The following is a 26,959-nucleotide window of genomic DNA, read 5'->3' as shown; positions in this document are numbered from 1 at the left end:
GCCGCCCGCCCCATGCGAGCCGAACGCGGATCTGCGCGCCCCACGACCACTCCGTCCCGGCGGACCCGGGCTCAGCGCCGCACGACCACCGGGTTGAACAGCGTGCCGATCCCCTCGACGTCGACCGCCACGGTATCCCCGTTGGCAATCGGACCGACCCCCGCCGGCGTCCCGGTGAGGATCACGTCGCCCGGGAGCAGCGTGAAGATGCGCGAGACGTACGCCACAAGCTCGGGCACCCCGTGGATCATGTCGCCGGTGCTGCCCGACTGCTGCACGCGGCCGTTGACCCGCGTCTCGATCGCGCTCTCGTTCCAGACAAACTCGGTCTCGATCACCGGTCCCAGCGGACAAAAGGTGTCGTAGCCCTTCGCGCGGGTCCACTGGCCGTCCGCGCGCTGGAGATCGCGGGCCGTGACGTCGTTGGCGATCGTGTAGCCGAAGACGACGTCCTCGTAGTCCTCCGCGCGGACGTTGCGGGCGACGGCGCCGATCACGATCGCCAGCTCGCCCTCGAACTCCACCTGCTGGCTGTCCTCGGGCAGCACGATGGCCTCGTCCGGGCCGATCACCGAGGTGTTCGGCTTGAGGAACACCAGCGGCTCGGCGGGAGCATTGCCGCCCATCTCGGCCGCGTGGTCGGCGTAGTTCTTGCCGATGCCGACGACCTTGGAGCGCGGGATCACCGGCGCGAGCAATTTCGCGTCCGCGATCGGAATCCGCTCACCCGTGGTGTCGAATCCGGCGAACATCGGATCCCCCGCGAGCACGACCAGATCATCCTCGTCGAGGATCCCGAAGTGGATCGCTCCCCCGTTGTCCCCGTCGCGATGCGTGGCGAATCGTGCGATCTTCATGCGTCCAGCCTCGTCATCCATCCGTGTGTGTCCTCGCGGCGTCCGTACTGGATGCCGGTCAGCTCCTCCCGGAGCGACATCGTCAGCTCGCCCGCCGGCGCGTCCTTCTGGCCGACCGTGAAGCCCTCGCCCGTGAGTTCGGCGATCGGAGTGATCACGGCCGCGGTCCCGCAGGCGAACACCTCGACGACATCGCCCGAGGCGACTCCGTCCCGCCACTCGTCGATGCTCACCCGGCGCCGCTCGACGCGGTGCCCGCGGTCCTCGGCGAGCTGCAGCACGCTGTCGCGGGTGATCCCTTCGAGGATCGAGTCCGAGTCCGGGGTGACCAGCGTGCCGTCCTTCTTCACCAGCACCACGTTCATCCCGCCGAGTTCCTCGATCCACTGCGACTCCTGAGAGTCGAGGAAGAGCACCTGCGCGCAGCCGTGGCTGTATGCCTCCTGCTGCGGCAGGAGCGAGGAAGCGTAGTTGCCGCCGGTCTTCGCCGCTCCGGTGCCGCCCTTGCCCGCGCGGGCGTAGGAGGTGGAGAGCCAGATCGACACGGGCGCGACGCCTCCCGAGAAGTAGGCGCCGGCGGGGCTGGCGATGAGGCAGTAGCCGACGTCCTCGGCCGCGCGGACACCGAGGAACGCCTCCTGCGCGAACATGAACGGGCGCAGGTACAGGCTGGTCTCGGGCTCTGAGGGCACCCAGTCGCCGTCCACCGCGATCAGCTGCCGCAGCGATTCGATGAAGAGCTCCGTCGGAAGCTCGGGCAGCGCGAGCCGACGGGCCGAGCGCTGGAGGCGGCGGGCGTTGGCCTCGGGGCGGAACGTCCAGATCGAGCCGTCCTCATGGCGGTAGGCCTTCATCCCCTCGAAGATCTCCTGCGCGTAGTGCAGGACAGCGGCGGCGGGGTCGAGCGCGAGCGGGCCGTAGGGCTCGACCCGGGCGCTGTGCCAGCCGTCGGCGCGGGTCCAGCGGAGTCCGACCAGGTGGTCGGTGAAGTGCACGCCGAAACCGGGGTCGGCCAGGATGCGGGCGCGCTCCTGCTCGGAGCGGGGAGCGGGGGCGGGGGTCACCTCGAAGGCGAGGTCGGCGGCGGCGGAGTCGGTGCTCATCGTGGTGATGTCCTTGTGCAGAGGGGTCAGCGGAGGCGGGCGACGACGGAGTCGCCGATCGCGGCAGTGGAGCGCGGAGTGCCGTCGCGCGACTCGATGTCGGCGGTCACGGCCGCGCTCACGCGGGCGGCCTCGTCACTACGGCCGAGGTGGTCGAGCAGCATCGCCGCCGAGAGGATCGCAGCGGTCGGGTCGGCGACCTGGCGTCCGGCGATGTCGGGCGCGGATCCGTGGACCGGCTCGAACATGCTGGGGAACGCGCCGTCGGGGTTGATGTTGCCCGACGCCGCGAGTCCGATGCCGCCGCTGATCGCGCCGGCCAGATCGGTCAGGATGTCGCCGAAGAGGTTGTCGGTGACGATGACGTCGAACCTAGCAGGATCGGTCACCAGGAAGATCGTTGCGGCGTCTACGTGGAGGTAGTCGACGGCCACGTCCTCGAAAGCGGCCCCCACCTCGTTGACGATCCGCCTCCAGAGTGAGCCGGCGAAGACGAGCACGTTCGTCTTGTGCACGAACGTGAGCCGGGAGCGCCGCCTGCGGGCGACCTCGAAGGCGTAGCGCACGACCCGCTCGACCCCGTAGGCCGTGTTGACCGAGACCTCGTTCGCGACCTCCTGCGGGGTGCCCGGCCGGATCACTCCGCCGGTGCCGACGTAGGGCCCCTCCGTGCCCTCGCGCACGACCACGAAGTCGACCTCGCCGGGGGCCGCGAGCGGCGACAGCACACCCGAGTAGAGGCGGGTGGGCCGCAGGTTGACGTAGTGGTCGAGCTCGAAGCGCAGGCGCAGCAGCAGCCCGCGCTCGATGCTCGCGTCCTTCAGGCGCGGGTCGCCCGGTGTCCCGCCGACGGCGCCCAGGAGGATCGCATCGTGCTGCGCGATCGCGGCGAGGTCATCGTCGGTGAGGACGACGCCGGTCTCGAGGTAGCGGGCGGCGCCGCCCGAGAACGTCGTCGTCTCGAGCACCAGGTCGGAGTCGGCAGTGACGGCGGCGAGGACCTTGACGGCCTCGGCGGTCACCTCGGGCCCGATTCCGTCTCCGGGGATGACGGCGAGCTTCAGGGTGCGGGGCATGGCGGTCCTCAGGCATACGGGGTCGAAGTCCCCCCCAGCGTACTCGCGGCCCGCCGCCCCTCCCCTCCCCTCCCCCACCCCACCCTCCCCCACCCCACCCCACCGCACCCCACCCCACCCCACCCTCCCCCGCCGCGAGATGCCACTTGCGCGGGCGACACGCCGAGGAACGCGCGCATAAGTGGCATCTCGCGAGAGGAAAGGAGCCGCGCTTAGCTTCGGCGGAGGCGGCGGGCGGCGATCGCGGCCGCGGCCAGCACCAGGACGACGCCGAGCCACGCCGACCAGCCGACGCCCGCGTCGAACGCCGTTCCCGCCGAGGCGAGCAGGCTCGCCGCCGAGTCCGCGGGCAGCTCGCCCGCGACCGACACCGCGCCGCCGAGCGTCTCGCCCGCGCGCTGCGACTGCACGGCATCCAGGCCCTCCGGCAGTGCCACTCCCCCGCGGTACACGGCGGTGAGGAGGGTCCCGAGGGTCGCGGTGCCCAGCACGGCGCCGAGCTCGTACGCCGTCTCGGAGACGGCGGACGCGGCGCCGGCCTTGTCGGCGGGCGCGTTCGCCAGGATCAGCTCGTTCGAGACCGTCTCGGCCGCGCCGATGCCCAGTCCGAGGAACGCGAAGGCGACGGCCACGGTGAGCGCGGATGCGCCTCCGGGGGCCCCGCTGCCGACGGCCAGCAACACGTAGCCGACCGCCGAGATCAGCAGGCCGACCGGCACGACGATCCGCGGAGCGAGGCGGCGCGCGATCGGTACCACGCCCAGCCCCGCCACGATCATCACCGCCAGCCCCGGCACCAGCACGAGACCCGCCTCCAGCGGCGAGAGCCCGACCACCAGCTGCAGATGCTGCGAGAGGAAGAAGAGACCACCGACGAGCGCCGTCACGCTGAGCAGGTTGACCACGATCGCCGCACTGAACGAGCCGCGGCGGAAAAGCGAGAGGTCCAGCATGGGGGAGCCCCGCCGCCGCTGACGACGCACGAAGAGCACACCCGAGACGACACCGACGACGAGCGCCACGACCCCGACCACCGCGACCCCGTGTTCGGCGAACGACTTCACCGCGTAGACGATGGGCGCCATCGTCGCCAGCGACAGCAGGATGCTGAGCACATCGACCGGCCCGGGCTGCGGGTCGCGCGACTCCGGCACCAGGATCGGCACCAACACCACCAGCGGCAGCAGCACCGGCACCGCGAGCAGGAACACCGACCCCCAGGCGACGTGTTCGAGCAGCACGCCGCCGACCAGCGGGCCGATGGCGGATCCGACCGCGAATCCGGTCGCCCAGATCGCGATCGCGAGGCGGCGCTGATCGCGGTTCGGGAAGAGGCTGCGCAGGAGGGAGAGGGTCGAGGGCATCAGCATCGCGCCGAAGAAGCCCAGCGCCGCTCGGGCGCCGATCAGCGCGCCGGCGGTGGGAGCGAACGCGGCCACGACCGAGACGGCCGCGAAGCCGATCGCGCCGATGAGCAGGAGGCGTCGCCGCCCGACGCGGTCGCCGAGACTGCCCATCGCCACCAGCAGTCCGGCGAGTACCAGCGGGTACGCATCCACGATCCAGAGCAGCTCGGTGCCGGAAGGCCCCAGCCCCTCGGCGATCGAGGGCAGCGCGAAGTTCAGCACCGTGTTGTCGACTGAGACGAGCAGCACCGGCAGCATCAGCACCGCGAGCGCGACCCAGGCGCGTCGTCCGACCCGGTCGGCGGAGTCGAGGGTGGGGACGGGAGCGGTGCGCGCGGACACGAAGATGACCTTTCGAGACGGGACGCCATGAGTATACCGTCCAGCCGGTATAGTGGCCGGCGATCCGCCCTAGGATGGACGCCGTGCCAGCAGCCCCCGCCCGCGACCGCGTCCTCGATGCGTTCGAACAGCTCCTGATCGAGCAGGGCGAGCGCGCCGCGACCCTCGACGCCGTTGCCCGAGAAGCCGGCGTCTCCAAGGGCGGCCTGCTCTACCACTTCCCCTCGAAGGACGCCCTCGTCGATGGCCTGCTCCTGCGTCTCGACGCGCGGCGCGAGGAGGACGTGGCGCAGAGCCTCGCCGCACCGGAGGGAGTGGTCGCCTACCTCCTGCGCACCTCCTTCGCCGCCGACTCGGCCTTCGACCGCACGATCCTCGCCGTCTCCCGCATTGCGCAGGGACACGATGAGCGCGCCAGCGGCGGCCTCGCGCGGATCCACGACAGCTGGCACGAGGTCGTCGCCGACGCGGTGGGCGACCCGCTCATCGCCCGCGCGATCGTCCTGATGAGCGACGGCCTCTACTACAACTCCGCTCTGCTCCCCCGCCAGGAGTCGCGCGGCGAGGCCGAGGACGTCCTCGCGGTCGTCGAGCGCCTCCTCGGCAGCTGAGCCCGGGTCAGAGCCGCGTCACCAGCCGCTCGCGGTCGAAGCGCCGCACCACGGCGAAGAACAGGGCCAGGTCGACCAGCACGAGCACGACCGCGCCGACTCCGGCGACGGCGAGGTTGAAGAGCGAGAGCCCCGCCGTCTGCGCGACGACCAGCCCCACCAGCGGAAGCACCAGGAATGCGGCGGTGCCCTGCGCGCCCTGCACCGTCGTCGCCCGCTGTGACACCGCCACGATCAGGCAGATCGCGAGGAAGGCGATCAGCGGAGCGAGCACGAACGCCGAGACGAGCCACGTCGCGGTCGGGAAGACGAGCCCGCCGAACAGCGGATAGCCCACCAGGTTCACGACGAGGCCGTAGAGCAGGAACGCCGCCCAGGTGACGAGCACCGCGGGGATCAGCGAGACGAGGATCTTCGCCAGCACCAGTTCACTGTTGGTCAGCGGCGTGTAGAGCAGCCCCTCGATCGTCCGCTTCTCCTTCTCGCCCACGAAGCTCGCGCTCGCCGTGACGCTGGCCACCATCACCGGGATGAGGAGGAAGATCGGCGCGAAGAAGTAGATCACCATCGCGTAGGCGGTGGACTGCGCTAGGTCGTAGTCGGCGGGGACGATGCCGGCGGGCAGATTCGCGAGGAACTGCTGCATTCCATTGATCGACGCCATCAGCGTCTGGTTGCGCCCGAGGAGCAGCACGAGCACCGGGAGCACCGTGACGACGAGGATCGGCACGACAATGATCGGCGCCAGAGCCTGCTTATTGCGCAGGATCTCGCGGAAGTCTTTCTGGACGAGGGCGGTCACGCGGCGGCGGTTCATCGTTCTGCTCCGATGGTCGTGAAGTAGTACTCCTCGATGGTGTGGCGCCGAGGGATGATCGAGGTGAGGCGGACGCCTCCGGCGACGAGCGCCTGCACCAGGGCGGGGACGTCGGCCTCGGAGCGCACGCGCAGGGTCACGACGCCGTCGTCGGAGGCAGGCGGCGCGGAGGCGGCGCGCGCGATGATCGCGAGGGCGGCGGCCGGGTCCCCGTCCACGGTGAGCTGCACGGTGGTGTCCGGCCAGCGCTGCTCGAGGAGCTGCGTGACGGGGCCGGAGGCGACCAGGCGGCCGCTGTCGAGGATCCCGATGCTGTCGCACAGCGTTTCCAGGCCCTGCAGCTGGTGGGTGCAGATCACGACGGCGACCTCGCTCGAGGCGGTCAGCGACGAGAGGTGGCCGATGAGGTCGGCGGCGGCCTCGGGATCCAGGCCGGAGGTCGGCTCGTCCAAAAACAGCACATCGGGCTCGTGCAGCATCGCGCGGGCGATCGCCACCTTCTGCCGCATGCCCTTGCTGAACGAGCCGAGCACGTCGTCCGCCCGGTCCGAGAGCCCGAACAGCTCGAGCACCTCGTCGATGCGCGCGTTCCGGTGCGCCTTGCGCATCCCGAACAGCTCGCCCCAGGCCGTGAGGTTGTCGCGGACGGTGAGCAGGTCGTAGAGGTTCCCGTCGGTCTGCACGCCGATCCGGTGGCGGAGGCGGTCCGCAGATGACGCGGTGAGCGCCTCGCCGAACAGCTCCACGGAGCCGGCGGTCGGCGTGAGCAGCCCCGTGAGCAGGCGGACCGTCGTGGTCTTGCCCGCACCGTTGGGTCCGAGCAGGCCGAACGCGGATCCGCGCCGCAGCGAGAAGGACACGTCATCGACCACGGTCCTCGCGCCGAGGGTCTTGGTGAGGCCGTGCACGCCGATCAGCTCCTCGGAGCGTCGCGCGGTCGGCGTCTTGGTCGCTGTCTCGATCATGTGCTTCGGTGTCCGTTCGATCGGATGCGGATGAGGAGGACGCTCGCGATCGCGACAGTCAGAACCGCGAGCGAGACCAGCACAGCGCCCCACTGGTCGGGCCCGTCGCCGGCGATCAGGCCGGAGGGCGAGAGCAGGGCGGTCGGGGACCACTGCTGGAACCCCTCCGCGCCGGCGAAGAGCCCACCGAGGAAGACGACGGCCGCGATGGCGATCGCGGAGAGAAAGGGAGCATTCGTCCAGCACGCCAGGACTCCGGCCAGGAGGACGAACACGACGAGCGCGCCGGCCTGCAGAGCCAGCCCGCCGACGAGGAGCCCCCCGTCGAGGTCGGGGTGCAGGACCACGGTCTCGTAGCCAGCCATCAGGGCACCGACGAGCGCGCCAATCGAGGCGACGATCGCCGAGACCGCGAGCCGCGGGCCGAAGATCTGCCACGGCCCCGTCGCCCGCGAGCGGTAGAACAAGCGCAGGCGCTCATCCGGCCCGAGCGCGCAGGCCCAGCCGACCAGGTAGCCCGAGAGCAGCAGGGCGAGCTGCGAGGAGTTCTTGAAGTAGGAGTCGACGAGGTTCTGCCAGGTCGGGGCCGAGACGGTGATGGTCACGGTCTCGGTCGCCCCCAGCGCGCCGAAGATGTCGGCGCTGTACTCGGCGATAAGCGGCGACGTGATGCCGGAGAAGAGGAAGAGGAGTGCCACGACGAGCAACCTCCGCGTGCGGTTCCAGCGCTTGAACTCGACGGAGAGGCTCACGACCGCTCCCCCGCCCCGGCCTCGGCGAGCGCGCCGATCCGATTCATGAACGCCTGCTGCAGCGAGTTCTCGCCGAAGCTGATCGAGCGGATGTCGCCGCTGCTGCGCGCGATCACCGCGAGCAGCGGCTCGACCGACCCCATCGGCACGAGCAGCTCGCGGACCGAGCCGAGGGCCGGCTCCGACCTCACCCCTGCCGTCGCGAGGCGGGCCCGGAAGGCCGCCGCATCCTCAAACGAGGACACGACAATACTGGAGCGCACCGAGGCCGATTCGATGAACGCCCCCTTGTCCCCCGCGAAAACGAGGTGGCCGTGGTCCAGGACCACGAGCCGATCGGCCACCGAGTCGACGTCAGTGAGGATGTGGCTGGAGATCACGACGCACATCTCGCGGCCGAGGCTGCGCACGATCTCGAGGATCGCCTCGCGCCCGACAGGGTCGAGGGCGCTCGTGGGCTCGTCGAGGATGAGCAGTGAGGGCCGGCGCACCAGCGCGGCGGCGATTCCCAGTCGCTGCTTCATTCCGCGCGAGAACCCGCCCACCCGGCGCCGCGCGGCGTCCTGGAGCCCCACCCGCGCCAGCAGGTCCCGGATCGCGCGCCGGGTGGCGACTCCGCTCGCGGGCGCGCCGAGCCGCACCGACTGCGCCATCACCTCGAGCGGCGTGAGGAACGGCTCGAAGCTGGGCGTGTCGGGGCAGTAGGCGATCTCGCCGGAGCCGCGCTCGATCCGCCCGGAGGTCACCGGAATCAACCCCAGCAGCGCGTGGATGAGCGTCGTCTTCCCCGCGCCGTTCACTCCGATCAGGCCGTGCACACCGGTCCCCGCGAACGAGCAGTCGACGCGCTCCAGCGCCGTGAACGAGCCGAACCGTACCGTGGCACCGTCGGCCCGGACGAGCACGCTGCTCCTGCTCTGCACCTCACTACTGGGCTGCACGCTGCTCGGTCCGACCGAAGATCAGGTAGAGGATCCCGCCCAGGGGGATCGAGATCGCGCAGATGATCGCCCACGCCCACTTCGGCAGATACCGGGTGCCTGTGCTGCGGATCAGATCGACGTAGCAGTAGATCAGGAACGCCAGACCGAGCAGCAGGACGGGGAGCAGGATTTCGATCTTCATGACATCACCTTCGGTCTCAGGGCTTCACTGATCTGCTGGAGGTCGTCGAGGGCGGTCTCGTCGCCGTGCACCGTCGCCACTGCCGTCGGGTTGACGACCACCTCGTCGATGCCGTGCCCGCCGATGTCGCGGATCTGCTCCGCAACCTCCTGCGCGTCGCCGACAACGAAGACGTTCCGGCGCACGAGTTCGCGCGCACCGGAGGCAATGTCGGAGGGGTGCGCGTCGATCCCGGCGCGGCGGAGCATGTCGGAGTAGTGCAAGCGCGCCAGGTGGTTCGAGCAGCCGGCCTGCGCGAGCAGGTTCGGGGAGCGTCCCGGCCCGGTGAGGGCCGTGTGCACATTGGTCACCACCCGCGCCCGGGTGCCGTCCGCGCGCGTCAGGCGCGGGAGGAGGACGTCGCGCACGTAGGTCCGCGGCGTCATCCAGGTCACGACGAAGTCGACCAGCTCGCGCGACCGGGAGGCCATCCCCGGCCGCAGCACCCCGGTCCCGACCTCGACCGGTCCCGTCCGGAATGCGGGCAGCCGCGCCTCACGGGCCTCCAGGCCGGGCTCGACGCTCGTCACCGAGCGTCCGGCGAGCAGCTCGCGGACCATGCCCGCGTAGGCGGCGGGCGAACTCCGCCATCGCCGCATCCTCGATGCCGTCGACGACCACCGCCACCGGGCTGCCGCGGAGCGGCTCGGCGCCGAAGACGTCGACCTGGGCGAAGCGCCGCGCGGTCACTGCTCGGTGATGTCGATCTCTTGCATGAGGTCGGCGTCGATCGCGATGCGGACCTTCTCGAGCAGGCCGTCGGGCGCGGGCGAGTCGATGGTGATCACCGAGAGGGCCTTACCGCCCGCTTCGGTGCGCGCGATCTGCATGCCGGCGATGTTGACCGCCGCGTCGCCGAACTCGCGGCCGTAGACCGCAACGATGCCCGGTCGGTCGACGTAGCTCATCACGACGAGGTGCTTCGCGAGGGGCACCTCGACGTCGTAGCCGTTGATCGCGACGATCTTCTCGACCTGCTTCGTTCCGGTCAGCGTGCCCGAGACCGAGATCTGCGAGCCATCCGAGAGCGCCCCGCGCAGCGTGATCACGTTGCGGTACTCGTCAGAGACCGAGTCGGTGATCTGGCGCACCTCGATGCCGCGCTGCTCCGCGAGCACCGGCGCATTGACGTACGACACCGTCTCCGACACCACGTTGGTGAACACGCCCTTGAGCGCCGCGAGCTTGAGCACCTTCACGTCGTAGCCGGCGAGCTCGCCGCGCACCTCCACGTCGATCGAGGTGACCGGCGAGCCCGCGAGACCCGAGAAGACCTGGCCGAGCTTCTCGACCAGCGGGATGCCCGGGCGGACGTACTCGTCGATCACTCCGCCGGCGACGTTGACCGCGTCGGGCACGAGCTCGCCCGAGAGCGCGAGGCGCACCGAGCGCGCAACCGAGACTCCGGCCTTCTCCTGCGCCTCATCGGTCGAGGCCCCGAGGTGAGGCGTGACGACCACGTTCTCGAGGGCGAGCAGCGGGGAGTCGGTCGGCGGCTCCTTTACGAATACGTCGAGCCCGGCGCCGGCGATAGTCTTCGCGACCAGGGCGCGGTGCAGGGCGTCCTCGTCGACCAGCCCGCCGCGCGCGACGTTGACCAGGAACGCCGTCGGCTTCATCAGCGCCAGCTGCTCGTCGGCGATCATGCCGGTCGTCTCGGGGGTCTTGGGCATGTGGATGGTGATGAAGTCGCTCTGCGCGAGCAGCTCCTCCAGCGCGAGGAGCGTCACGCCGAGCTGCTGGGCGCGGGCGCTGGTCACGTAGGGGTCGTAGGCGACGACGTTCACGCCGAAGGCCTGCAGGCGCGCGGTGATCAGAGCGCCGATGCGACCGAGGCCGATGATGCCGACCGTTTTCTCGTAGAGTTCGACGCCGGTGTACGTCGAGCGCTTCCAGAGGCCCTGCGCGAGCGCGCTGTGCGCGGCGGGGATGTGGCGGGCGAGGCTCAAGATGTGCCCGACGGTCAGCTCGGCGGCCGAGATGATGTTCGAGGTCGGCGCGTTCACGACCATGACCCCCGCGGCGGTCGCGGCGGCGATGTCGACGTTGTCCAGGCCGACGCCGGCGCGGGCGATCACCTGGAGCGAGGGGGCGGCGGCGATCGCCTCGGCGTCCACCTGCGTCGCCGAGCGCACGAGAATCGCGTGCGCCGTGGCGAGAGCGTCGAGTAGCGCTGGGCGGTCGGTGCCGTCCACGGAGCGGACCTCGAAGTCGGGACCGAGCGCGTCCACGGTGGCGGGCGAGAGTTCTTCGGCGATCAGGACGACCGGCTGTGTCACGAGAGGGCTTCCTTTGGAGAGGGGACGGAGTGGGCACCGAGGCGGGAGCGCCGGCAGCCCCCGTCACTGTAGCGGAGGGGTGCAGGCGCTCCGCGCCGTGTGACGCGGGGGCTCAGATCAGAGAGACCAGGCTCTCGACTCCCAGGATCAGCTGCACGTCGAGCGAGAGCACGGCCGAGAGGCAGAGCGCCGCGGCCAGCAGGCCCGCCCTCGCGGCGAGTCCGCGCCGGCGACCGAGCACGAGAGCGACGACGAAGCAGACCACCGGCAGCACCAGAGCGAGCAGCAGCACGGTCCAGCCGGTCGAATTCAGGTCGGTATCCAGCAGCGCCGCGTAGCTGCGCAGACCGATCAGGTTGCCGATCGCCTCCCAGATGTCCCAGGCGAAGAAAAGCGCGAAGGCGACGGCGATCAGCAGGGAGGAGATGAGGCGCCCACCACGCTGGTCGCGGCGGCCGGCCCCACCAAGGGTGGCCCGGGTCGAGTCGGTCATCACGCCCCCGTGAGGAACGGCAGCGGAGCGAGCACGACGAGTCCGGCGACGAGCCAGAGCACGCGGGTGCGCACTCGGGAGTCGCGAGTGACGAGCAGCACGACGGTGAACCACACCGGCGGTGCCGCGACCGCGAGCCACAGTCCGAGCGAGTACATCCCCTGACCCAGCCCGTCACCCGGCTCGAACCGCTGGACGACGGTCGGCCCCTGCCGCGTCGCCGTGATCGCCCAGGCGATGGCGTACAGCAGGTAGATCCCGGCGGCGATGCCCGAGGCGATCAGCAGAGCGGAGGAGGACGCCGCGTCGTCCCCGGAGCCGTCGTCCCCGGAGCCGTCAGCCCCGGAGCCGTCAGCCCCGGAGCCGTCACCCGAGCCGTCACCCGCGTCGTCCGCTGAGCCGCCCGCCGCCGCCGCCCGCCGGCGCGCTCGCGCCTCGCCCGCAGCCAGGGTCGGGTCCGCGCCCTCGCCCGCCCACTCCAGGGCCTCGTCGTCGTCCTCCGGGTCGGGCACGGGCGGCTCGACCCGGGCCACCAAGTCCTCGTCCTCCGGGGAGCGGCCCGGTCCACCATTGATCACCGCAACACCCTAGCCGCGCGCGGCTCGCAGGAGGCTCAGAGCCCGCCGCCTCCCCGACGCCCGTCGGACACCCCGCGTTCTCCCCCGGGGGCGAGGCTGAGCGGATGGACGACCGCCGCCGCCGCTTCGTCGCCCTCGGCGACTCCTTCACGGAGGGGGTCGGCGACCCCCACCCGCGCTTACCGAACGGTGTGCGCGGCTGGGCCGACCGCGTCGCCGAGCGCCTGGCGAAGGCCGAGCCCGGCTGGGAGTACGCGAATCTCGCCATCCGCTCGAAGCGCCTCGCCCAGATCATCGACGACCAGCTCGCCCCGGCCCTCGCGCTGCGGCCCACCCTGGTCACGCTCTACGCGGGGGGCAACGACATCCTCGACCTTGGCACCGACACCGCCGAGCTGATCGCCCGCTATGAAACGCTGGTCGACGCGCTCGCGACGACCGGCGCCTCCCTCGTGCTCTTCACCGGCGTCGACATTCCTGGCCTGCCCGCCCCGAGAATGTTCGTGCGCCGCAACCACCTCTACAACAGCGCCGTGCGCAGGATCGCCCGCGAGCGGGGCGCGGTCCTCGTCGACTACTGGGCGATGCAGGAGTTCCACTCCCCGGTGCTCTGGTCGCCCGACCGGATGCACCTCTCCAAGCGGGGCCACCGTGTCCTCGCGGGCCGCGTGCTCGACACACTCGGCGTCCCGCATACGATCTCGACCGGTCCGTGGGAGGCGCCCGAGCCGCTTCCCCTGCGCGAACGACTGCGCGAGCAGCGCCGGTGGGCCGCCGACTGGGTCCTCCCCCTCGTCGGCCGCAAGCTCCGCCGGGTCACCCTCGGCGACCACCTCTCTCCCCGCTGGCCCGACCCCGTCCTCGTACCCCCCAAGGGCGGCCTGCGCCGCCTCGTCCGCGCCGCCCCCTAACCCCCCTGAACGCGAGGGAACCCCGGCCCGTCGAGGGAGCCCGCTCGAGCGGGATCCCTCGACGGGCCGGGGTTCCCTCGATCGCGGCGGAGTGGCGAGCGAGTGGCTAGCGCGCGACGCTGCCGTCGGTGTAGTCCTCGTCGGTCTGCTTCCAGGCGAAGAGCTTGCGCAGCTCGCGACCGGTCTCCTCGATGGGGTGCTTCTCGCCTCGGGCGCGCAGCTCTTGGAACTCGGGTGCACCGGCGTCCTGGTCCGCGATGAAGCGCTTGGCAAAGGCACCGCTCTGGATGTCGCCGAGGACCGCCTTCATGTTCTCCTTCACGCGCGGGTCGATGACGCGCGGGCCCGAGACGTAGTCGCCGTACTCAGCGGTGTCCGAGACGCTCCAGCGCTGCTTCGCGATGCCGCCCTCCCACATCAGGTCGACGATGAGCTTGAGCTCGTGCAGGACCTCGAAGTAGGCGATCTCGGGCTGGTAGCCCGCCTCGACAAGGGTCTCGAAGCCGTACTGCACGAGCTGCGAAGTGCCACCGCAGAGCACGGCCTGCTCGCCGAACAGGTCGGTCTCGGTCTCCTCGGTGAAGGTCGTCGTGATGACACCGGCGCGGGTGCCGCCGATGGCCTTCGCGTAGGACTTCGCGGTCTCCCAGGCGGTGCCGGACGCGTCGTTCTCGACGGCGATGATGTCCGGAATACCGCGGCCGGCGACGAACTCGCGGCGCACAGTGTGACCCGGGGCCTTCGGCGCGATCAGGATGACGTCCACTCCGGCGGGCGCCTCGATGTAGCCGAAGCGGATGTTGAAGCCGTGCGCGAACGCCAGCGTCTTCCCCTCCGTCAGCCTGGAGGCGATCTGCTCGCTGTAGATGGCGCGCTGGTGCTGGTCCGGCGCGAGGATCATGATCAGGTCGGCCCACTCGGCGGCGTCGGCGACACTCTTGACCTCGAAGCCGTCGTCCTCGGCCTTGGCCGTGGACTTCGACCCCTCTTTGAGCGCAATGACGACCTGGACGCCGGAGTCGCGGAGGTTCTGCGCGTGCGCATGGCCCTGCGAACCGTAGCCGACGATTGCGACCTTCTTGGACTGGATGATGGAGAGGTCGGCGTCGGCGTCGTAGATAAGCTCAGTCATGTGGTGAGTCCTTTTCTGTAGTGGAGCGTTCGAGTCTGTAGTGGAGCGTTCGAGTCTGTAGTGGAGAGTTCGAGTTCTGTGGAGAATTTGCGGTCAGTTCTTGAAGACGCGTTCGGTGATCGACTTCGAGCCGCGCCCGATGGCGAGCAGGCCCGACTGAGCGATCTCCTTAATGCCGTAGGGCTCGATCACCCGCAGGAACGCATTGGTCTTACCGGTGTCGCCGGTGACCTCGATCACCAGGGCGTCCGTCGCGACGTCGACCACGCGGGCGCGGAACAGCGTCACGGCCTCGAGCACCTGTGAGCGGGTGACGTTGTCGACCCGGACCTTCACGAGCAGGTGCTCGCGCTGGACCGACTGATCGGTGTCGAGTTCGACGATCTTGATTACGTTGATCAGCTTGTTGAGCTGCTTCGTGACCTGCTCGAGCGGCAGATCCTCCACATCCACGGCGACCGTGATGCGCGAGAGCCCGTCCAGCTCGGTCGGCCCGACCGCGAGGGACTCGATGTTGAAGCCCCGGCGGGCGAACAGCCCCGCGACACGGGTGAGCAGTCCCGGCTTGTCCTCGACGAGCAGGGAGAGAACGTGGTGCGTCATGCGGGTCTACTCCTCGTCGTCCCAGGTCGGGCTGTGGTCTTTGGCGTACTGGACGTAGCTGTTCGAGACGCCCTGCGGGACCATCGGCCAGACCATCGAGTCGCGGCTGACGACGAAGTCGATCACCACGGGCCGGTCGTTGGTGGCGATGGCGAGGCGGATGGCGTCGTCGATCTCCTCCGGCTTGGTGACGCGGATACCGAGGGCGCCGTACGCCTCGGCGAGCTTCACGAAGTCCGGCACCCGCACGGTGTCGTGGCCCGTGTTGAGGTCGGTGTTGGAGTAGCGGCCCTCGTAGAACAGGGTCTGCCACTGGCGGACCATCCCGAGCGAGGAGTTGTTGATCACCGCGACCTTGATCGGGATGTCATTGATCGTGCAGGTGGCGAGCTCCTGATTGGTCATCTGGAAGCAGCCGTCGCCGTCGATCGCCCAGACGGTGCGCTCGGGCTCGCCGACCTTCGCGCCCATCGCCGCGGGCACGGAGTAGCCCATCGTGCCGGCCCCGCCGGAGTTCAACCACGAGTTGGGGCGCTCGTACTGGATGAACTGCGCCGCCCACATCTGATGCTGGCCGACTCCGGAGGCGAACACGCCCTCGGGGCCGGTGATCTCGCCGATGCGCTTGATCACGTACTGCGGGGAGAGCAGGCCGTCTTCGGGCTCGGTGTAGCCGAGCGGGAATTCGGTCTGGAGGCCCGTGAGGTAGCTCCACCACTCCGCGGTGTCCGCGCGTCCCTCGGCGGAGGCCTTGGCGAACGCCTCGGTGAGGTCCGGGAGGACGTCCTTGAGGTCGCCCACGATCGGCACGTCGGCAACGCGGATTTTCGATATTTCTGCCGGGTCGATGTCGACGTGAACGACCTTCGCGTGGGGTGCGAAGAGCGCCGCCTTCCCGGTCACCCGGTCGTCGAAGCGCGAGCCCAGCGCGAGGATCAGGTCGGCCTCCTGCAGCGCCAGCACCGCGGGGACGGTGCCGTGCATGCCCGGCATACCGAGGTGCTGCTCGTGCGAGTCGGGGAACGCGCCGCGCGCCATCAGCGTGGTCACCACGGGGGCGCCGCACGCCTCGGCGAACGCCTTCAGCTCGGCAGCCGCGCGGGCGCGAATGATGCCGCCGCCCACGTACAGCACCGGCTTCTTCGATTCCGCCAGCAGGTGCGCGGCAGCCTGGATCTGCTTGCCGTGAGCCTTCGTGACCGGCCGGTAGCCGGGCAGGTCGATCTTCGGGGGCCAGAGGAAGGGCGCCTGGTCCTGCTGCGCGTCCTTCGTGATGTCGACCAGCACCGGGCCGGGGCGGCCGGTGGTCGCGATCAGTGCGGCGGAGGCGAGAGCCGAGGGGACATCCTCGGGGCGCGTCACCAGGATGGAGTGCTTGGTGATCGGCATAGTGATGCCGACGATGTCCGCCTCCTGGAATGCATCGGTGCCCATCAGCGTCGAGAACACCTGGCCGGTGATCGCGAGCATCGGGACCGAGTCCATATAGGCGTCCGCGATCGCGGTGACGAGATTCGTCGCTCCGGGGCCGGAGGTCGCGATGCAGACGCCGAGCTTGCCGGTCGCTGCGGCGTAGCCCTCGGCGGCGTGGCCGGCGCCCTGCTCGTGGCGGACCAGGATGTGCCGGACCTTGGAGGAGTCCATCAGCGGGTCGTAGACCGGGAGGATCGCGCCGCCGGGCAGACCAAACACGTCCTTGATCCCGAGCATTTCGAGCGAGCGGACGACCGCCTGCGCTCCGGTGAGGACCTCGGCCGCGGGGGCGGCCCCCGGGGCAGGGGCGGGACGAGGTGGCTGGGGCGTCGGTGCGGGCTGCACGGCGGACGGATCCGGAGTCATGCGAGTGTCGATTCCTTCAGGAGGTGATGCGGCGGCGGGCAGGGGCCGGAGGCGAGTGCCTGGGAGACGCGGATGCGGGGCCGGCCGGAGCGGACCGGGTCACCCGGTGACGGCGCCCTCGGCTGCCGAGCGGACGAGCTTGGCGTACTTGGCGAGGACTCCGCGGGTGTACCGCGGGGGAAGCGGGGCCCAGCCTTCTCGGCGGGCGGCGAGCTCGGACTCGTCGACGAGTAGGTCGATCGAGCGAGCGGCGATGTCGACCCGAATCGGGTCTCCGTCGCGAACGAATGCGATGGGACCTGCGTCCACCGATTCGGGAGCTATATGGCCGATGCACAGGCCGGTTGTGCCGCCTGAAAATCGTCCGTCGGTCAACAGTAGTACATCTTTTCCGAGCCCGGCCCCCTTGATGGCGGCGGTGATGGCGAGCATTTCGCGCATACCGGGGCCACCCTTCGGACCCTCGTAGCGGATGACCACCACGTCGCCCTTCTCGATCCGGCCCTCGGTTAACGCGTCCATCGCGCCGCGCTCGCGCTCGAAGACGCGGGCCGGACCCTCGAAGACGGAGGCGTCGAACCCCGCGGTCTTGACCACCGCTCCCTCCGGAGCGAGCGAGCCCTTGAGGATGGTGAGACCGCCGGTCGCGTGGATCGGGTTGTCGAGGGTGCGGATGACCTCGCCGTCCAGCGGCGCGATGTCCATCTCGGCGAGGTTCTCGGCAACGGTCTTTCCAGTGACGGTGAGGCAGTCGCCGTGCAGGAGCCCCGCGTCCAGAAGCGCCTTCATCACGGCGGGGACGCCGCCGTGGCGGTCCACATCGTTCATCACGTACTTCCCGAAGGGCTTGAGGTCGCCGATGTGCGGGATCGTGTCGCCGATGCGGTTGAAGTCGTCGATCGTGAGGTCGACCTCGGCCTCGTTGGCGATCGCGAGCAGGTGCAGGATGACGTTGGTCGAGCCGCCGAATGCCATTGCAACCGCAATTGCGTTCTCGAACGCCTCCTTGGTGAGGATGTCGCGCGCCGTGGTGCCGGTGCGCAGCAGTGCGACGACCGCCTCGCCGGACTTGCGAGCGAAGTAGTCGCGGCGGCGGTCGGCCGCAGCGGGCGAGGCGGAGCCGGGGAGGCTCATCCCGAGCGCCTCGGCGACGCTGGCCATCGTGTTGGCGGTGTACATCCCGCCGCACGAGCCTTCACCCGGGGCGAACGCGCACTCGATCCGCTTGGCATCCTCCGCCGACATGATGCCCGCCTTGACGCCGCCGACCGCCTCGAACGAGTCGATGATCGTGATGTCCTTCTCGGTGCCGTCCGAGAGTTTCACCCAGCCCGGGGCGATCGAGCCCGCGTAGACGAAGACGGCGGCCAGGTCGAGGCGGGCCGCCGCCATCAGCATGCCGGGCAGCGACTTGTCGCAGCCCGCGAGCATGACGGTCCCGTCGAGACGCTCGGCCATCATCACGGTCTCGACGGAGTCGGCGATGACCTCGCGCGAGACGAGCGAGAAGTGCATGCCCTCGTGGCCCATCGAGATGCCGTCCGAGACCGAGATGGTGCCGAACTGGAGCGGGTAGCCGCCGCCGGAGTGCACGCCCTCCTTCGCCGAGCGCGCCAGGCGCTCAAGCGAGAGGTTGCAGGGGGTGATCTCGTTCCAGGAGGACGCGATGCCGATCTGGGGCTTCTCCCAGTCGTCATCGCCCATCCCGACTGCCCGCAGCATCCCGCGGGACGTCGTGGCCTCGATGCCGTCCGTGACGGTGCGCGAGCGGGGCTTCCAATCTATGTCCGGCATGCGTCGAGGCTACCGCCTCGCGCTGCGTCGGCCGCTCGCGCAGTAGGCCCCGGGGCGGCCCGCGCCCACGAGAAGGATACCTCAACCCATACGCCACAAGTGGGAATGTGGGCAGCGGTGTAGGCTCGAGCTCACCGAAGAAGGAGACCTTCATGGACACCACGCACAAGTTCGTGCCGGTCGGCGAAGCCGTTGCCGACGAGCGGGCTCGGATCGCGTTCGGGCGCGCAGGGGTACGGCGTGACGATCGCTACGCAGTCGCAGTCAGCGACGACGGGGAAATCCTGCTCACACCACTGGTGTCCATTCCGAAGCGAGAACTCCTGGTTTGGGAGAACGAGCAGATCCGCGGAGCCGTGTCGCGCGGCCTGCTGGAGAGCGCCGCGAATGACACGGTCGAACTCGGCGACTTCACCGGCTACGTGGAAGGAAGCTCCGAGGACGGCGACGAATGAGCGCCTTCGCGTTGCGGTTCACCCAGGAAGCAGCGCGGACCATCTCCACTCTCGAGGGCGACAAGCATCTGGAGAAAAAATTAAGGAAGGTTCGCCGCGCATTGGGCCTGTTGCAGACCGACCCTAGATATCCATCCCTCAATTCCCACAAATATTATTCGATGAGCGGCACCAATGGAGAGGACATCTGGGACTCTTACATTGAGAACAATACAGCTTCTGCGTGGAGGATCTTCTGGCATTACGGCCCCGGAGGGAATATGATCACCGTGGTCGCGATCACGCCGCACCCGTAGTGCGGTAGCATCTCGAACTGTTGACCACCTCAAGAAGACATGCAGCTTGATGACGAATTGCAGCGGTGAGACTCGCCTCCAACCGGTCCTCGCTGGAACGCCACAGCAACAATTCGTGACGAACCGTCCGACAGGGTCAACTGATCCGGTTCAGGTGATCTGCAGGGCTAGCCCGTCGCCGTGTGGCCGTTCCGCCCCAGGCCCGAGGGCGAGAACACTCGCTCCAGCGTTTCGAGTTCGCCCTGCACAGCTTGTCGGTGAAGTCCCACAGCGGCGGCATAAGCCTGACGCGCGGCGCCCTGCGGGGTCCACCACGGACTTGCCTCCCTGCGCTCCGAGGCGAGGGCGGGAAGCAGGAGCAACGGCAACGCCGCAAGCGCAATGACTATTGCATTCTCAAGTAGCGATGCGCTGCCATTCTTCGGCCAGAGAACGTAGCCAGCGAAAAAAGTCGGTACGAGGATCGCGCCGAACCGAGAGAGCCTCCGCAGCGAAGCATGCATCTTCTGTTGGGTAGCGCGATATCGGTCACGCATAATAACCGACGCAAAAGGAGCCGCAGCCAGAATGAAGCCGACCCTGAATACGGTCAGCACCCAGAACCCTATATCAAGAAGATCATGCTGACCCAAAGCGAAGAAGACAGCCGCGATACAGATCGACCACCACACACCAACGACCATTCCACTCACCACGAGAGCCCTGCGAGGAGCGGAGCGCCTGAACAGGCACGCTCTGCGTCGAAGAATGCGCTTCTCGAGCTTCCGAGCAGCGCTTAGTGACCGACGCCTTTGCTCACGGAGATCACTGCGCAGGGCGATGCCGGCACCGTCGAGAGCTGCGAAGATCAGGGCGCTCGCTCCCATCCAAGAGACGATGACCTCCGCGGGTTCGGTCCGCCAGAGCGCGATGGTGAAAACGGCCTGCATCAGGATCGTCAACGCGATCGCGGCTAGAGCAGCGTTGGCGAAACGGCGCACTCTGCGCTCTGCTTCGTCCGACTGCTGAGGTTCGTCGAGCGCCCCGCGACCCAAGGCTGCGAATGATACAAGAGCCACAGTCGCGATGCCGTAAAATAGTTCAACGACATTTTCGTCGATGGATGCTATAAATCCTGATAGGGCAGCGAGCGCCTCCGTCTCACCTCCTGTCACGCCGACCAGCAGGATGAAAAGAAATTCTGCCACACCAACGGCGATAACGAGGGACTTCCTCAGGGTCGCCGCAGCCCGAAGTGGTTTCACCCGTGGGCGCAAAGAAATCGGTGATGGCATGGAGGATTGCTGAGACCTGCTCTATACTAAGCGGAGGTCAGTGACGAATCCCCTATCATTTTCCACGCGTCTGCTCAGCCGAAAGGGCAACTGTCGTCGGTGAGCTGTGGCCCTTACATCGAGCGCAGGTCGGCGAGCAGGCGCAGCGCGTGCGCGATCTGCTCGGGGCCGCGGACGCGGTAGGCGGCGGCGGTGGTGCCCTCGCCGCTCTTGATACCGACGTCGCCGGAGCCGAGGACGGCGAAGGCGTCCTCATCTGTCACGTCATCGCCGGCGTAGAGCACGGCAGTCGCGCCGGTGTATTGGCGCAGATGCTGCACGGCCTCACCCTTGGTGGTGGAGCGGACCGAGAACTCCAAGACGTTCTTGCCCTCGCGCACCGTGACTCCCTGCACCTCGGCGCGCGCCTCGGAGAGGGCGACGACGTGGGCGACGCGGCTGTGGCGCTCGGTCGCGAGGCGGGTGTGCAGGGCAAAGCCGGCGGGCTTGTCCTCGATCCAGACATTGTCGATCCCGCGGGCGATGCCCTTGAGCACGTCCTCGAGCACGCCCACCTTCTCGAGTTCGTCGTCGTCGAGGCGGACCGCGTCCTCCTCCGGGTCGAGGCGGATCTCGATGCCGTGCGAGCCGACCAGCAGCGCCTCGTCCGGCAGCTGGGAGACCTCCTCGAGGCTCCCGAGCGCTCGGCCCGAGACCAGGGCGACCCGGGTGGCGGGCAGGGCGAGCAGCCGCAGAACCGCGTTGCGAGCCTCCGGGAGAGCCCGCGCCCGGGCGGGGTCGTCGACCTCGGGCGCGAGAGTGCCGTCGAAATCGAGGGCGACCAGGAGCCGCTCGGTCGCTGCCAGCCCCCGAAGTGCCGCGGAGAGCCGCTCGGGCACTCCCTCGCTCATCGGGCGCCGCCGTCGAGCTGGCGCTCGTCGGTCGCCCCACGCTCGAACTCGGCCGCCTCACCGTGCGCGGCGTCGTCGCGGTGCTCCGCCTCCTGACCGTGCGGGGCCTCCGGGCCGCGGGCGGCGGGGCGCACGGAGAGCTGCTGCCCGGCGGCGTGCTCGGCGAGCGCGGCGAGAAAAGACTCCGACCAGCGCGTCACGTCGTTCTCGATCACGCGACGCCGAAGCGCCCGCATCCGCCGGGTGCGCTCGACGCGCGGCATCCGCGCCGACGCCTCCATCGCATCCTTGAGGCCCGAGATGTCGTGCGGGTTCACCTGCACGGCCTGCTTGAGCTCGTCCGCAGCTCCGGCGAACTCGCTCAGCACCAGCACGCCGTCGTTGTCGAAGCGGGAGGCGACGTACTCCTTCGCGACCAGGTTCATCCCGTCGCGCAGCGCCGTCACGAGCATGACGTCCGCGGCCAGGTAGAGCGCCACCATCTCCTCGCGCGGGTAGCCGTGGTGCAGGTAGCTGATCGCGGGATGCCCGAGCGTGCTGTAGTCGCCGTTGATCCGCCCGACCTGCAGCTCGATGTCATCGCGCAGCTGGCGGTAGGTGTCCACACGCTCGCGACTCGGGCTCGCAACCTGCACCAGCACCGCCTCCTCCGAGGTGAGCCGGCCGTCGGCGAGCAGTTCGCCGAACGCCTTCAAACGGTGGCCGATCCCCTTGGTGTAGTCGAGGCGATCGACGCCGAGCATGATCGTCGCGGGGTTCCCCAGCTCGGCGCGGATCTCCGCTGCCCGCTCCTGGATCTCGGGGGTCCGCGCCATCGCCTCGAACGAGGCCGAGTCGATCGAGATCGGGAAGTGCCGGGCAACGACCGGGCGCACGCTCGCCCCACGCCGGGAGCGGTTGACGCGGCGGGTGCCGCTGACGGCCTCCTCCTCGACCGGGACCTCGACGACCGTGCTGCGGGTGTCGTAGCCGAGCAGCCGCCGGACCGCGCGCAGGAAGCTGCCCGCGTCGCCCTGGCGCTGGAAGCCGATCACGTCGGCGCCGAGCAGGCCCTCGACGATCTGCCGACGCCACGGGAGCTGCGCGAAGATCCCGTAGGGCGGAAACGGGATGTGGTTGAAGAAGCCGATCGTCATGTCGGGGCGCAGCTCCCGGAGCATCTTCGGCACGAGCTGGAGCTGGTAGTCCTGCACCCAAACCACGCCGTTGTGCTCTGTCACGGCCGCGGCCGCCTGGGCGAAGCGCTGATTCACCCGCACGTAGGCATCCCACCACTCACGGTGGTAGGTGGGCGGTGCGATCACGTCGTGGTAGAGCGGCCAGAGCGTGTCGTTGGAGAAGCCCTCGTAGTAGTCCTCGAGCTCCTGAGCGCTCAGGGCTACCGGCACGATCTGCACGCCGTTGTCGACGAACGGAGCGACCTCCTCGTCGGCGACGCCGGGCCAGCCGACCCACGCGCCCTCGTTCGCGCGCATCACCGGCTCGAGCGCCGTGACGAGCCCACCGGGCGAGGTCTTCCACGAGGCGGTGCCGTCCTCGGCCACGACGCGGTCCACCGGGAGGCGGTTCGAGACGACCACGAACGCGTTGCGCTCGGTCCCTCCCCAGGCTTCGGCGTCGGTCTCGACAGCGGTGGAGGCGGGGGAAGCGGAGTGCGGAGGAATGGTGGTCCCAATCGTCGGTCGAGCCGTCGTCATGCCCGTCCAGGCTACCAGCCCGCCCCTCTGGGGGCCGGGATCAGCCCTGCACGAGGGCGAGCGCCAGCGTCGCTCCGCCGACCGTCGGGACGACCGCGACCAGGCCCAGCAGCGCGTACTGGCGCCAGGAGATGTGCACGCCCAGCGCGGTCAGCCGCTGGTGCCAGAGCAGGGTCGCGAGCGAGGCCCACGGGGTAATCAGCGGTCCGGCGTTCACGCCGATCAGCAGGGCGACCAGCCGCAGCGGATCGGCGGCGACCGGCTCAAGGGCGAGGTACGCGGGCAGGTTGTCGACCAGGTTCGAGGCGACCGCTCCTGAGCCGGCCAGGCGCAGCAGGTCGAGCGTCCCGCTCCCCTCGCCCGCGATCACGGCAAGCGCGGCGCCCAGCCCGAGCTGGTGGGCCGCCTCCATCGCCACGAAGAGGCCCGCCGCGAAGACGACGAGCTGCCAGGGCAGGAGCGAAGCCTTCAGCGCCGAGGGTCGGCGCACCGCGAAGAGCACGATCAGCGCCAGCGCAGCGACGGTCGCCGGGATCCACACCTCCAGGCCCGAGACCAGGGCGGGCAGGAGCAACACCACCACGATCCCCGCGCCGGCGAGCAGCACCCGGTCGGCGACCGGCGTCCGCTCCCCCGGCGTGTAGCGCCCGGCGAGTTCGCGCCGGTAGCGCACCGCAAGGATCAGCACGGGCACAGCGGCCGCGACGAGCGCTGGCACCACGGTCAGCGCGGCGAACGCGAAGGGGCTTTCCACTCCCAGGCGGCGCTGTGCGAGCAGGTTGGTGAGGTTCGACACAGGCAGGAGGAGGGAGGCGCAGTTCGCCAGCCACACCGTGGCCATCGCGAAGGGCAGCGGTGAGACGCGCACATGCGCCGCGAGCAGGACCACGACCGGAGTCAGGAGCACCGCCGTCGTGTCGAGCGAGAGGAAGACCGTGCTCACGAGCGCCATCGCCACGACCAGCAGCCACAGCACCGCGGTGCGCCCGCGGCCCCAGGCGGCGAAGCGCTCGGCGACCACCGTGAACACCCCCGCCTCGGAGGCGAGTTCGGCGACCACCGTCACCGCGACCACGAAGCCCAGGATCGGCGCCGTCCGCTCGACCAGCTCGGCCAGCGCGTCCATCGGGAGGACCCCGGCGACGACGGCCACCGCTCCGACGACAAGCAGCACCGCCCCGATCACAGCCGTGCGCATGTCGTTCCCGTTCTCCTCAGCGAGCCCCGGCACGAGGACTCAGGTCCCGGCAGCGGTCAACCGTAGCGGCAGAAGCCCTCCGTGCAGTCAAGCGCTCTTCTGAGAGCTTCCGCACCCGCTAGCGTCGAAGTCTCACACGGGAGGCACACGCATGCGCAAATTCATCTTCAACTCCAGCGTCATCAGCGCGATCGTCGGCGGTTGGTCGATCCTGCAGACCACGCGCAAGGGGCCGCGGGACTGGCGCCTGGCCCTGCAGTGGGTCAGCTGGGTCATCTCGGTCACCGTCGCCCTCGGTTCGGTCTCCTACGACTCGAAGGAGACCGTCAAGGAGGAGCGCGACAAGAAGCGCGACCGCTGAATCCCCTCCTGACGCGCTACCTCTCCGCGGGGCGGCGTGTCAGCGGGTCGTGGGGCGCGCTCGCGGCGACACTGGTCCTCGTGGCGCCACTGGTCGCAGTCGCAGCACGTACAGGAAACGGGGTTCGTCATGAGGTTTCGTCTGAGGCGCCGCCAGCCGGTCCCCGAGGTCGTCGCGGCGGCCCCCGTTCTCAGCCAGGACGAGCTGTTCGCTGTTGTCCACGAGCGCCTCGCCGCGTTCGTCGGCTCCGAAGGCGCCTGGGTCGTCACGCGCCGTAGCCACGACGACCGCGACCCGATCTTCCACGGCATGCTCGCGCGTTCGCTCGCCCACGAGCTCTCTGCGGCGATCCAGGACGAGCAGCTGCGCGCCGGCGCCGAGCGGACCTCGTCCCCGCTCACCGAGGCGATCCCGGTGATGCGCGCCTCCACGCCCCCGGCCGAGCCGGCCGCGCTCACCTGGGATCCGCAGCCGATCGCCGTGTGGGCGGAGCCGTCCGCGGCTGACATCTCCGTCTCCGCTTCTCGCTGAGCCCGACGAATCTGTACCACCTTCACCTCCGCCGTGTTCGTCACCGAGGTGGAGCGGCCCCAGCAGGGCCTTTCCCGGCCTTTCGGATGTTCTCAACCTCGGTGACGCACATCGCTCGACGAAGAACTCCGCTCGATTCCGAGCGTCGGCCAACCCGCGGGTCCTTGACTGCCCGCGGGGTACTCATCGAGCGGCACCGCTTGCGCCTGCCAGGCGTCGATCGCCGGCTGCACGATCCGCCAGCACTCCTCCGCCGCATCACCGCGGACCGAGAGCGACGGATCGTCATCGAGGATCCCCGAGATGACCTCGCCGTACGCCAGCAGCTCGCCCGCGCCGAAGGTCGCCTCCAGCGAGGCGCGCTCGAGCGTGTACGGGTCGCCGGGGCCGTTGATGCTGAGTTCGAGCGCCATCTTGTCGGGCGCGAGGAACAGCCGCAGCACCGACGGCTCCTCCGCGCCGTGGAAACCGCGGGGCAGGTGCGGCACCGGCTTGAAGCGGATGACCACTTCGCGTCGCCGCTCCCCGAGCGCCTTCCCGGAGCGGAGCGTGAACGGCACGCCCGCCCAGCGCCAGGTGTCGATCTCGACGACGAGCTCGGCCAGCGTCTCGGTCTGGCGCGTCGGATCGACGCCCTTCTCGTCCGCGTAGGAGGGCAACTCCCGCCCGTCGATCGTCCCCGCCGTGTACCGGGCGCGACGCGAACTCGACGCGGGGTCGTCGCCGTGCAGTCGCGTGGCGCGCAGGACGATCGACTTCGCGTCGCGCAGGTCGGCCGCGTCGAGCGTCGACGGCGGCTCCATCGCGATCACCGCGAGCACCTGCAGCAGATGACTCTGGATCATGTCGGTCAGCGCGCCCGCTGTGTCGTAATAGCTCGCCCGTCCCTCCAAAGCCAGCTGCTCGTCGTAGACGATCTCGACGCTCGCGATGTGCTCGGCCGACCACAGCGGCTCCAGGATCCGGTTCGCGAAGCGCAGTCCGAGGACGTTCATCACGGTCGCGCGGCCGAGGAAGTGGTCGACGCGGTGGATGCGCTCCTCCGGAACGAGCGCGGCGAGGCGCTCGTTCAGCGCGTGGGCGCTGGGCTGGTCGGTGCCGAACGGCTTCTCGAGCGCCAGCACGGTCCCCTCAGGCAGGTCATGGGCGGCGAGCGCCTCGCAGGCCTTTGCCGCGATCGCCGGCGGTAGCGCGAAGTAGACCGCGACCGGCCCCTCGCAGCTCGCGAGCAGCGCAGCGAGCGCCTCCGGATCCGTCACGTCGACCTGCTGGTAGCGCGTGCCGGAGCGAAGTGCGTCCACTCCCGCGCCGGTCGCCTCGACCGTAGCGAAGGAGCTGGTCAGTACCTCGCGCCAGTGCTCCTGGGTCCAGTCCTCGCGCCCGGCGCCGACGAGGTGCAGCCGCCGGTCGCTCTCGCGAGCCACAAGCTGGCCGACGGCGGGCAGGAGCAGCCGCGAGGACAGGTCTCCCGTGGCTCCGAGGATGAGCAGGGTCGAGACAGTCTGTACCATGCGGCTCACCCTACGGCGGCGCCG

Annotated in this window: 28 protein-coding genes; 6 read left to right on the top strand and 22 right to left on the bottom strand. The window is 69.7% G+C overall.

What is annotated here, in order from left to right:
* Positions 1–71: 71 nt before the first annotated feature.
* The 4 genes from C1O28_RS03865 to C1O28_RS03850 form a co-directional block, all read right to left on the bottom strand.
* Positions 72–857, bottom strand: a complete 786-nt coding sequence (locus C1O28_RS03865) for a fumarylacetoacetate hydrolase family protein (protein WP_097166511.1) — start codon at positions 855–857, stop codon at positions 72–74.
* On the bottom strand, positions 854–1,960 hold the full coding sequence (locus tag C1O28_RS03860) for a branched-chain amino acid aminotransferase (protein ID WP_097166512.1): 1,107 nt from the start codon (positions 1,958–1,960) through the stop codon (positions 854–856). The genes C1O28_RS03865 and C1O28_RS03860 overlap by 4 nt, the downstream gene beginning before the upstream one ends.
* 26 nt (positions 1,961–1,986) lie before the next feature.
* Complete coding sequence (locus C1O28_RS03855) at positions 1,987–3,036, bottom strand: 3-isopropylmalate dehydrogenase (RefSeq protein ID WP_097166513.1); 1,050 nt, start codon at positions 3,034–3,036, stop codon at positions 1,987–1,989.
* A 212-nt stretch (positions 3,037–3,248) separates the two neighbouring features.
* Positions 3,249–4,784, bottom strand: coding sequence for an MFS transporter (locus C1O28_RS03850; RefSeq protein WP_243392063.1), 1,536 nt, complete (start codon positions 4,782–4,784; stop codon positions 3,249–3,251).
* A gap of 74 nt (positions 4,785–4,858) precedes the next feature.
* Here C1O28_RS03850 and C1O28_RS03845 point away from each other — a divergent pair, with 74 nt between their 5' ends.
* Complete coding sequence (locus tag C1O28_RS03845) at positions 4,859–5,395, top strand: TetR/AcrR family transcriptional regulator (protein WP_097166514.1); 537 nt, start codon at positions 4,859–4,861, stop codon at positions 5,393–5,395.
* A gap of 7 nt (positions 5,396–5,402) precedes the next feature.
* Here C1O28_RS03845 and C1O28_RS03840 read toward each other — a convergent pair whose 3' ends face one another.
* From C1O28_RS03840 to C1O28_RS03800, 9 genes are all read right to left on the bottom strand, one after another.
* The gene (locus C1O28_RS03840; RefSeq protein WP_097166515.1) at positions 5,403–6,212 is read right to left on the bottom strand and encodes an ABC transporter permease subunit; all 810 of its coding nucleotides are present in this window, start codon (positions 6,210–6,212) and stop codon (positions 5,403–5,405) included.
* Positions 6,209–7,177: an ABC transporter ATP-binding protein gene (locus tag C1O28_RS03835; RefSeq protein ID WP_097166516.1), complete on the bottom strand. Its 969-nt coding sequence runs from the start codon at positions 7,175–7,177 to the stop codon at positions 6,209–6,211. Before C1O28_RS03835 ends, C1O28_RS03840 begins: the two co-directional genes overlap by 4 nt.
* Positions 7,174–7,929 (bottom strand): hypothetical protein, encoded by a 756-nt coding sequence (locus tag C1O28_RS15045; RefSeq protein ID WP_097166517.1) that lies wholly within the window; start codon positions 7,927–7,929, stop codon positions 7,174–7,176. Before C1O28_RS15045 ends, C1O28_RS03835 begins: the two co-directional genes overlap by 4 nt.
* Complete coding sequence (locus C1O28_RS03830) at positions 7,926–8,852, bottom strand: ABC transporter ATP-binding protein (RefSeq protein ID WP_160487521.1); 927 nt, start codon at positions 8,850–8,852, stop codon at positions 7,926–7,928. Before C1O28_RS03830 ends, C1O28_RS15045 begins: the two co-directional genes overlap by 4 nt.
* 4 nt (positions 8,853–8,856) lie before the next feature.
* Entirely contained in the window at positions 8,857–9,054 is a 198-nt protein-coding gene (locus C1O28_RS03825) for a PLDc N-terminal domain-containing protein (RefSeq protein WP_097166519.1), read from the bottom strand.
* Positions 9,051–9,692, bottom strand: a complete 642-nt coding sequence (locus C1O28_RS03820; protein WP_202129477.1) for a hypothetical protein — start codon at positions 9,690–9,692, stop codon at positions 9,051–9,053. Before C1O28_RS03820 ends, C1O28_RS03825 begins: the two co-directional genes overlap by 4 nt.
* An 87-nt stretch (positions 9,693–9,779) precedes the next feature.
* Positions 9,780–11,372, bottom strand: coding sequence for a phosphoglycerate dehydrogenase (gene serA, locus C1O28_RS03810; protein WP_097166520.1), 1,593 nt, complete (start codon positions 11,370–11,372; stop codon positions 9,780–9,782).
* A 112-nt stretch (positions 11,373–11,484) separates the two neighbouring features.
* Entirely contained in the window at positions 11,485–11,865 is a 381-nt protein-coding gene (locus C1O28_RS03805) for a hypothetical protein (protein ID WP_097166521.1), read from the bottom strand.
* On the bottom strand, positions 11,865–12,443 hold the full coding sequence (locus tag C1O28_RS03800) for a hypothetical protein (RefSeq protein ID WP_127821433.1): 579 nt from the start codon (positions 12,441–12,443) through the stop codon (positions 11,865–11,867). The genes C1O28_RS03805 and C1O28_RS03800 overlap by 1 nt, the downstream gene beginning before the upstream one ends.
* 104 nt (positions 12,444–12,547) lie before the next feature.
* Between C1O28_RS03800 and C1O28_RS03795 the strand changes: the two genes are divergently transcribed.
* On the top strand, positions 12,548–13,354 hold the full coding sequence (locus tag C1O28_RS03795) for an SGNH/GDSL hydrolase family protein (protein ID WP_097166523.1): 807 nt from the start codon (positions 12,548–12,550) through the stop codon (positions 13,352–13,354).
* 106 nt (positions 13,355–13,460) lie between these two features.
* On the opposite strand, the gene ilvC is transcribed toward C1O28_RS03795, so the two are convergent.
* The 4 genes from ilvC to ilvD form a co-directional block, all read right to left on the bottom strand.
* The gene (gene ilvC, locus C1O28_RS03790; protein WP_097166524.1) at positions 13,461–14,486 is read right to left on the bottom strand and encodes a ketol-acid reductoisomerase; all 1,026 of its coding nucleotides are present in this window, start codon (positions 14,484–14,486) and stop codon (positions 13,461–13,463) included.
* Between the two features lie 93 nt (positions 14,487–14,579).
* On the bottom strand, positions 14,580–15,089 hold the full coding sequence (gene ilvN / locus C1O28_RS03785) for an acetolactate synthase small subunit (protein ID WP_097166525.1): 510 nt from the start codon (positions 15,087–15,089) through the stop codon (positions 14,580–14,582).
* Positions 15,090–15,095: 6 nt separating this feature from the next.
* The gene (locus C1O28_RS03780; protein WP_097166526.1) at positions 15,096–16,928 is read right to left on the bottom strand and encodes an acetolactate synthase large subunit; all 1,833 of its coding nucleotides are present in this window, start codon (positions 16,926–16,928) and stop codon (positions 15,096–15,098) included.
* 99 nt (positions 16,929–17,027) lie between these two features.
* Positions 17,028–18,722, bottom strand: coding sequence for a dihydroxy-acid dehydratase (ilvD, locus tag C1O28_RS03775; protein ID WP_097166527.1), 1,695 nt, complete (start codon positions 18,720–18,722; stop codon positions 17,028–17,030).
* Between the two features lie 152 nt (positions 18,723–18,874).
* Here ilvD and C1O28_RS03770 point away from each other — a divergent pair, with 152 nt between their 5' ends.
* Together C1O28_RS03770 and C1O28_RS03765 are read left to right on the top strand one after the other, a co-directional pair.
* Positions 18,875–19,177, top strand: a complete 303-nt coding sequence (locus C1O28_RS03770; protein WP_097166528.1) for a hypothetical protein — start codon at positions 18,875–18,877, stop codon at positions 19,175–19,177.
* Entirely contained in the window at positions 19,174–19,473 is a 300-nt protein-coding gene (locus C1O28_RS03765; protein ID WP_097166529.1) for a hypothetical protein, read from the top strand. The genes C1O28_RS03770 and C1O28_RS03765 overlap by 4 nt, the downstream gene beginning before the upstream one ends.
* Positions 19,474–19,640: 167 nt before the next feature.
* Here the strand turns inward: C1O28_RS03765 and C1O28_RS03760 are convergent, their stop codons facing one another.
* The 4 genes from C1O28_RS03760 to C1O28_RS03745 all read right to left on the bottom strand — a co-directional run bounded on the left by C1O28_RS03760 (position 19,641) and on the right by C1O28_RS03745 (position 24,532).
* On the bottom strand, positions 19,641–20,747 hold the full coding sequence (locus tag C1O28_RS03760) for a hypothetical protein (RefSeq protein WP_133115532.1): 1,107 nt from the start codon (positions 20,745–20,747) through the stop codon (positions 19,641–19,643).
* Positions 20,748–20,860: 113 nt separating this feature from the next.
* Positions 20,861–21,637: a trehalose-phosphatase gene (gene otsB, locus C1O28_RS03755; RefSeq protein ID WP_097166531.1), complete on the bottom strand. Its 777-nt coding sequence runs from the start codon at positions 21,635–21,637 to the stop codon at positions 20,861–20,863.
* Positions 21,634–23,334 (bottom strand): alpha,alpha-trehalose-phosphate synthase (UDP-forming), encoded by a 1,701-nt coding sequence (locus tag C1O28_RS03750; RefSeq protein WP_097166532.1) that lies wholly within the window; start codon positions 23,332–23,334, stop codon positions 21,634–21,636. Before C1O28_RS03750 ends, otsB begins: the two co-directional genes overlap by 4 nt.
* Before the next feature lie 40 nt (positions 23,335–23,374).
* A complete protein-coding gene (locus C1O28_RS03745; protein WP_097166533.1) occupies positions 23,375–24,532 on the bottom strand; it encodes an ArsB/NhaD family transporter in 1,158 nt (385 codons plus the stop codon).
* A gap of 151 nt (positions 24,533–24,683) precedes the next feature.
* Between C1O28_RS03745 and C1O28_RS03740 the strand changes: the two genes are divergently transcribed.
* Together C1O28_RS03740 and C1O28_RS03735 are read left to right on the top strand one after the other, a co-directional pair.
* On the top strand, positions 24,684–24,893 hold the full coding sequence (locus C1O28_RS03740) for a hypothetical protein (protein WP_097166534.1): 210 nt from the start codon (positions 24,684–24,686) through the stop codon (positions 24,891–24,893).
* Positions 24,894–25,022: 129 nt separating this feature from the next.
* Positions 25,023–25,424: a hypothetical protein gene (locus tag C1O28_RS03735; protein ID WP_097166535.1), complete on the top strand. Its 402-nt coding sequence runs from the start codon at positions 25,023–25,025 to the stop codon at positions 25,422–25,424.
* A gap of 92 nt (positions 25,425–25,516) precedes the next feature.
* On the opposite strand, the gene C1O28_RS03730 is transcribed toward C1O28_RS03735, so the two are convergent.
* Positions 25,517–26,935 (bottom strand): glucose-6-phosphate dehydrogenase, encoded by a 1,419-nt coding sequence (locus tag C1O28_RS03730; protein WP_181024609.1) that lies wholly within the window; start codon positions 26,933–26,935, stop codon positions 25,517–25,519.
* Positions 26,936–26,959 lie beyond the last annotated feature (24 nt).

Source organism: Rathayibacter rathayi, from assembly GCF_004011095.1.
In the GTDB taxonomy this organism is placed as follows: domain Bacteria; phylum Actinomycetota; class Actinomycetes; order Actinomycetales; family Microbacteriaceae; genus Rathayibacter; species Rathayibacter rathayi.
The sequence above is the reverse complement of the archived record's forward strand: the minus strand, read 5'-3'. Positions and strand labels throughout refer to the sequence as shown.

What these genes read in the sequence shown, in the direction of transcription:
- C1O28_RS03795 (WP_097166523.1), top strand. Translation starts at nt 12,548, where the DNA reads ATGGACGACCGCCGCCGCCGCTTCGTCGCCCTCGGCGACTCCTTCACG.
- ilvD (WP_097166527.1), bottom strand. Translation starts at nt 18,722, where the DNA reads ATGCCGGACATAGATTGGAAGCCCCGCTCGCGCACCGTCACGGACGGC.
- C1O28_RS03750 (WP_097166532.1), bottom strand. Translation starts at nt 23,334, where the DNA reads ATGACGACGGCTCGACCGACGATTGGGACCACCATTCCTCCGCACTCC.
- C1O28_RS03860 (WP_097166512.1), bottom strand. Translation starts at nt 1,960, where the DNA reads ATGAGCACCGACTCCGCCGCCGCCGACCTCGCCTTCGAGGTGACCCCC.
- C1O28_RS03805 (WP_097166521.1), bottom strand. Translation starts at nt 11,865, where the DNA reads ATGACCGACTCGACCCGGGCCACCCTTGGTGGGGCCGGCCGCCGCGAC.
- C1O28_RS03840 (WP_097166515.1), bottom strand. Translation starts at nt 6,212, where the DNA reads ATGAACCGCCGCCGCGTGACCGCCCTCGTCCAGAAAGACTTCCGCGAG.
- C1O28_RS03745 (WP_097166533.1), bottom strand. Translation starts at nt 24,532, where the DNA reads ATGCGCACGGCTGTGATCGGGGCGGTGCTGCTTGTCGTCGGAGCGGTG.
- C1O28_RS03855 (WP_097166513.1), bottom strand. Translation starts at nt 3,036, where the DNA reads ATGCCCCGCACCCTGAAGCTCGCCGTCATCCCCGGAGACGGAATCGGG.
- C1O28_RS03770 (WP_097166528.1), top strand. Translation starts at nt 18,875, where the DNA reads ATGGACACCACGCACAAGTTCGTGCCGGTCGGCGAAGCCGTTGCCGAC.
- C1O28_RS03760 (WP_133115532.1), bottom strand. Translation starts at nt 20,747, where the DNA reads ATGCCATCACCGATTTCTTTGCGCCCACGGGTGAAACCACTTCGGGCT.
- otsB (WP_097166531.1), bottom strand. Translation starts at nt 21,637, where the DNA reads ATGAGCGAGGGAGTGCCCGAGCGGCTCTCCGCGGCACTTCGGGGGCTG.
- C1O28_RS03780 (WP_097166526.1), bottom strand. Translation starts at nt 16,928, where the DNA reads ATGACTCCGGATCCGTCCGCCGTGCAGCCCGCACCGACGCCCCAGCCA.
- C1O28_RS03835 (WP_097166516.1), bottom strand. Translation starts at nt 7,177, where the DNA reads ATGATCGAGACAGCGACCAAGACGCCGACCGCGCGACGCTCCGAGGAG.
- C1O28_RS03740 (WP_097166534.1), top strand. Translation starts at nt 24,684, where the DNA reads ATGCGCAAATTCATCTTCAACTCCAGCGTCATCAGCGCGATCGTCGGC.
- C1O28_RS03865 (WP_097166511.1), bottom strand. Translation starts at nt 857, where the DNA reads ATGAAGATCGCACGATTCGCCACGCATCGCGACGGGGACAACGGGGGA.
- ilvC (WP_097166524.1), bottom strand. Translation starts at nt 14,486, where the DNA reads ATGACTGAGCTTATCTACGACGCCGACGCCGACCTCTCCATCATCCAG.
- ilvN (WP_097166525.1), bottom strand. Translation starts at nt 15,089, where the DNA reads ATGACGCACCACGTTCTCTCCCTGCTCGTCGAGGACAAGCCGGGACTG.
- C1O28_RS03825 (WP_097166519.1), bottom strand. Translation starts at nt 9,054, where the DNA reads ATGAAGATCGAAATCCTGCTCCCCGTCCTGCTGCTCGGTCTGGCGTTC.
- C1O28_RS03820 (WP_202129477.1), bottom strand. Translation starts at nt 9,692, where the DNA reads ATGCGGCGATGGCGGAGTTCGCCCGCCGCCTACGCGGGCATGGTCCGC.
- C1O28_RS03765 (WP_097166529.1), top strand. Translation starts at nt 19,174, where the DNA reads ATGAGCGCCTTCGCGTTGCGGTTCACCCAGGAAGCAGCGCGGACCATC.
- C1O28_RS03845 (WP_097166514.1), top strand. Translation starts at nt 4,859, where the DNA reads ATGGACGCCGTGCCAGCAGCCCCCGCCCGCGACCGCGTCCTCGATGCG.
- C1O28_RS03730 (WP_181024609.1), bottom strand. Translation starts at nt 26,935, where the DNA reads ATGGTACAGACTGTCTCGACCCTGCTCATCCTCGGAGCCACGGGAGAC.
- C1O28_RS03735 (WP_097166535.1), top strand. Translation starts at nt 25,023, where the DNA reads ATGAGGTTTCGTCTGAGGCGCCGCCAGCCGGTCCCCGAGGTCGTCGCG.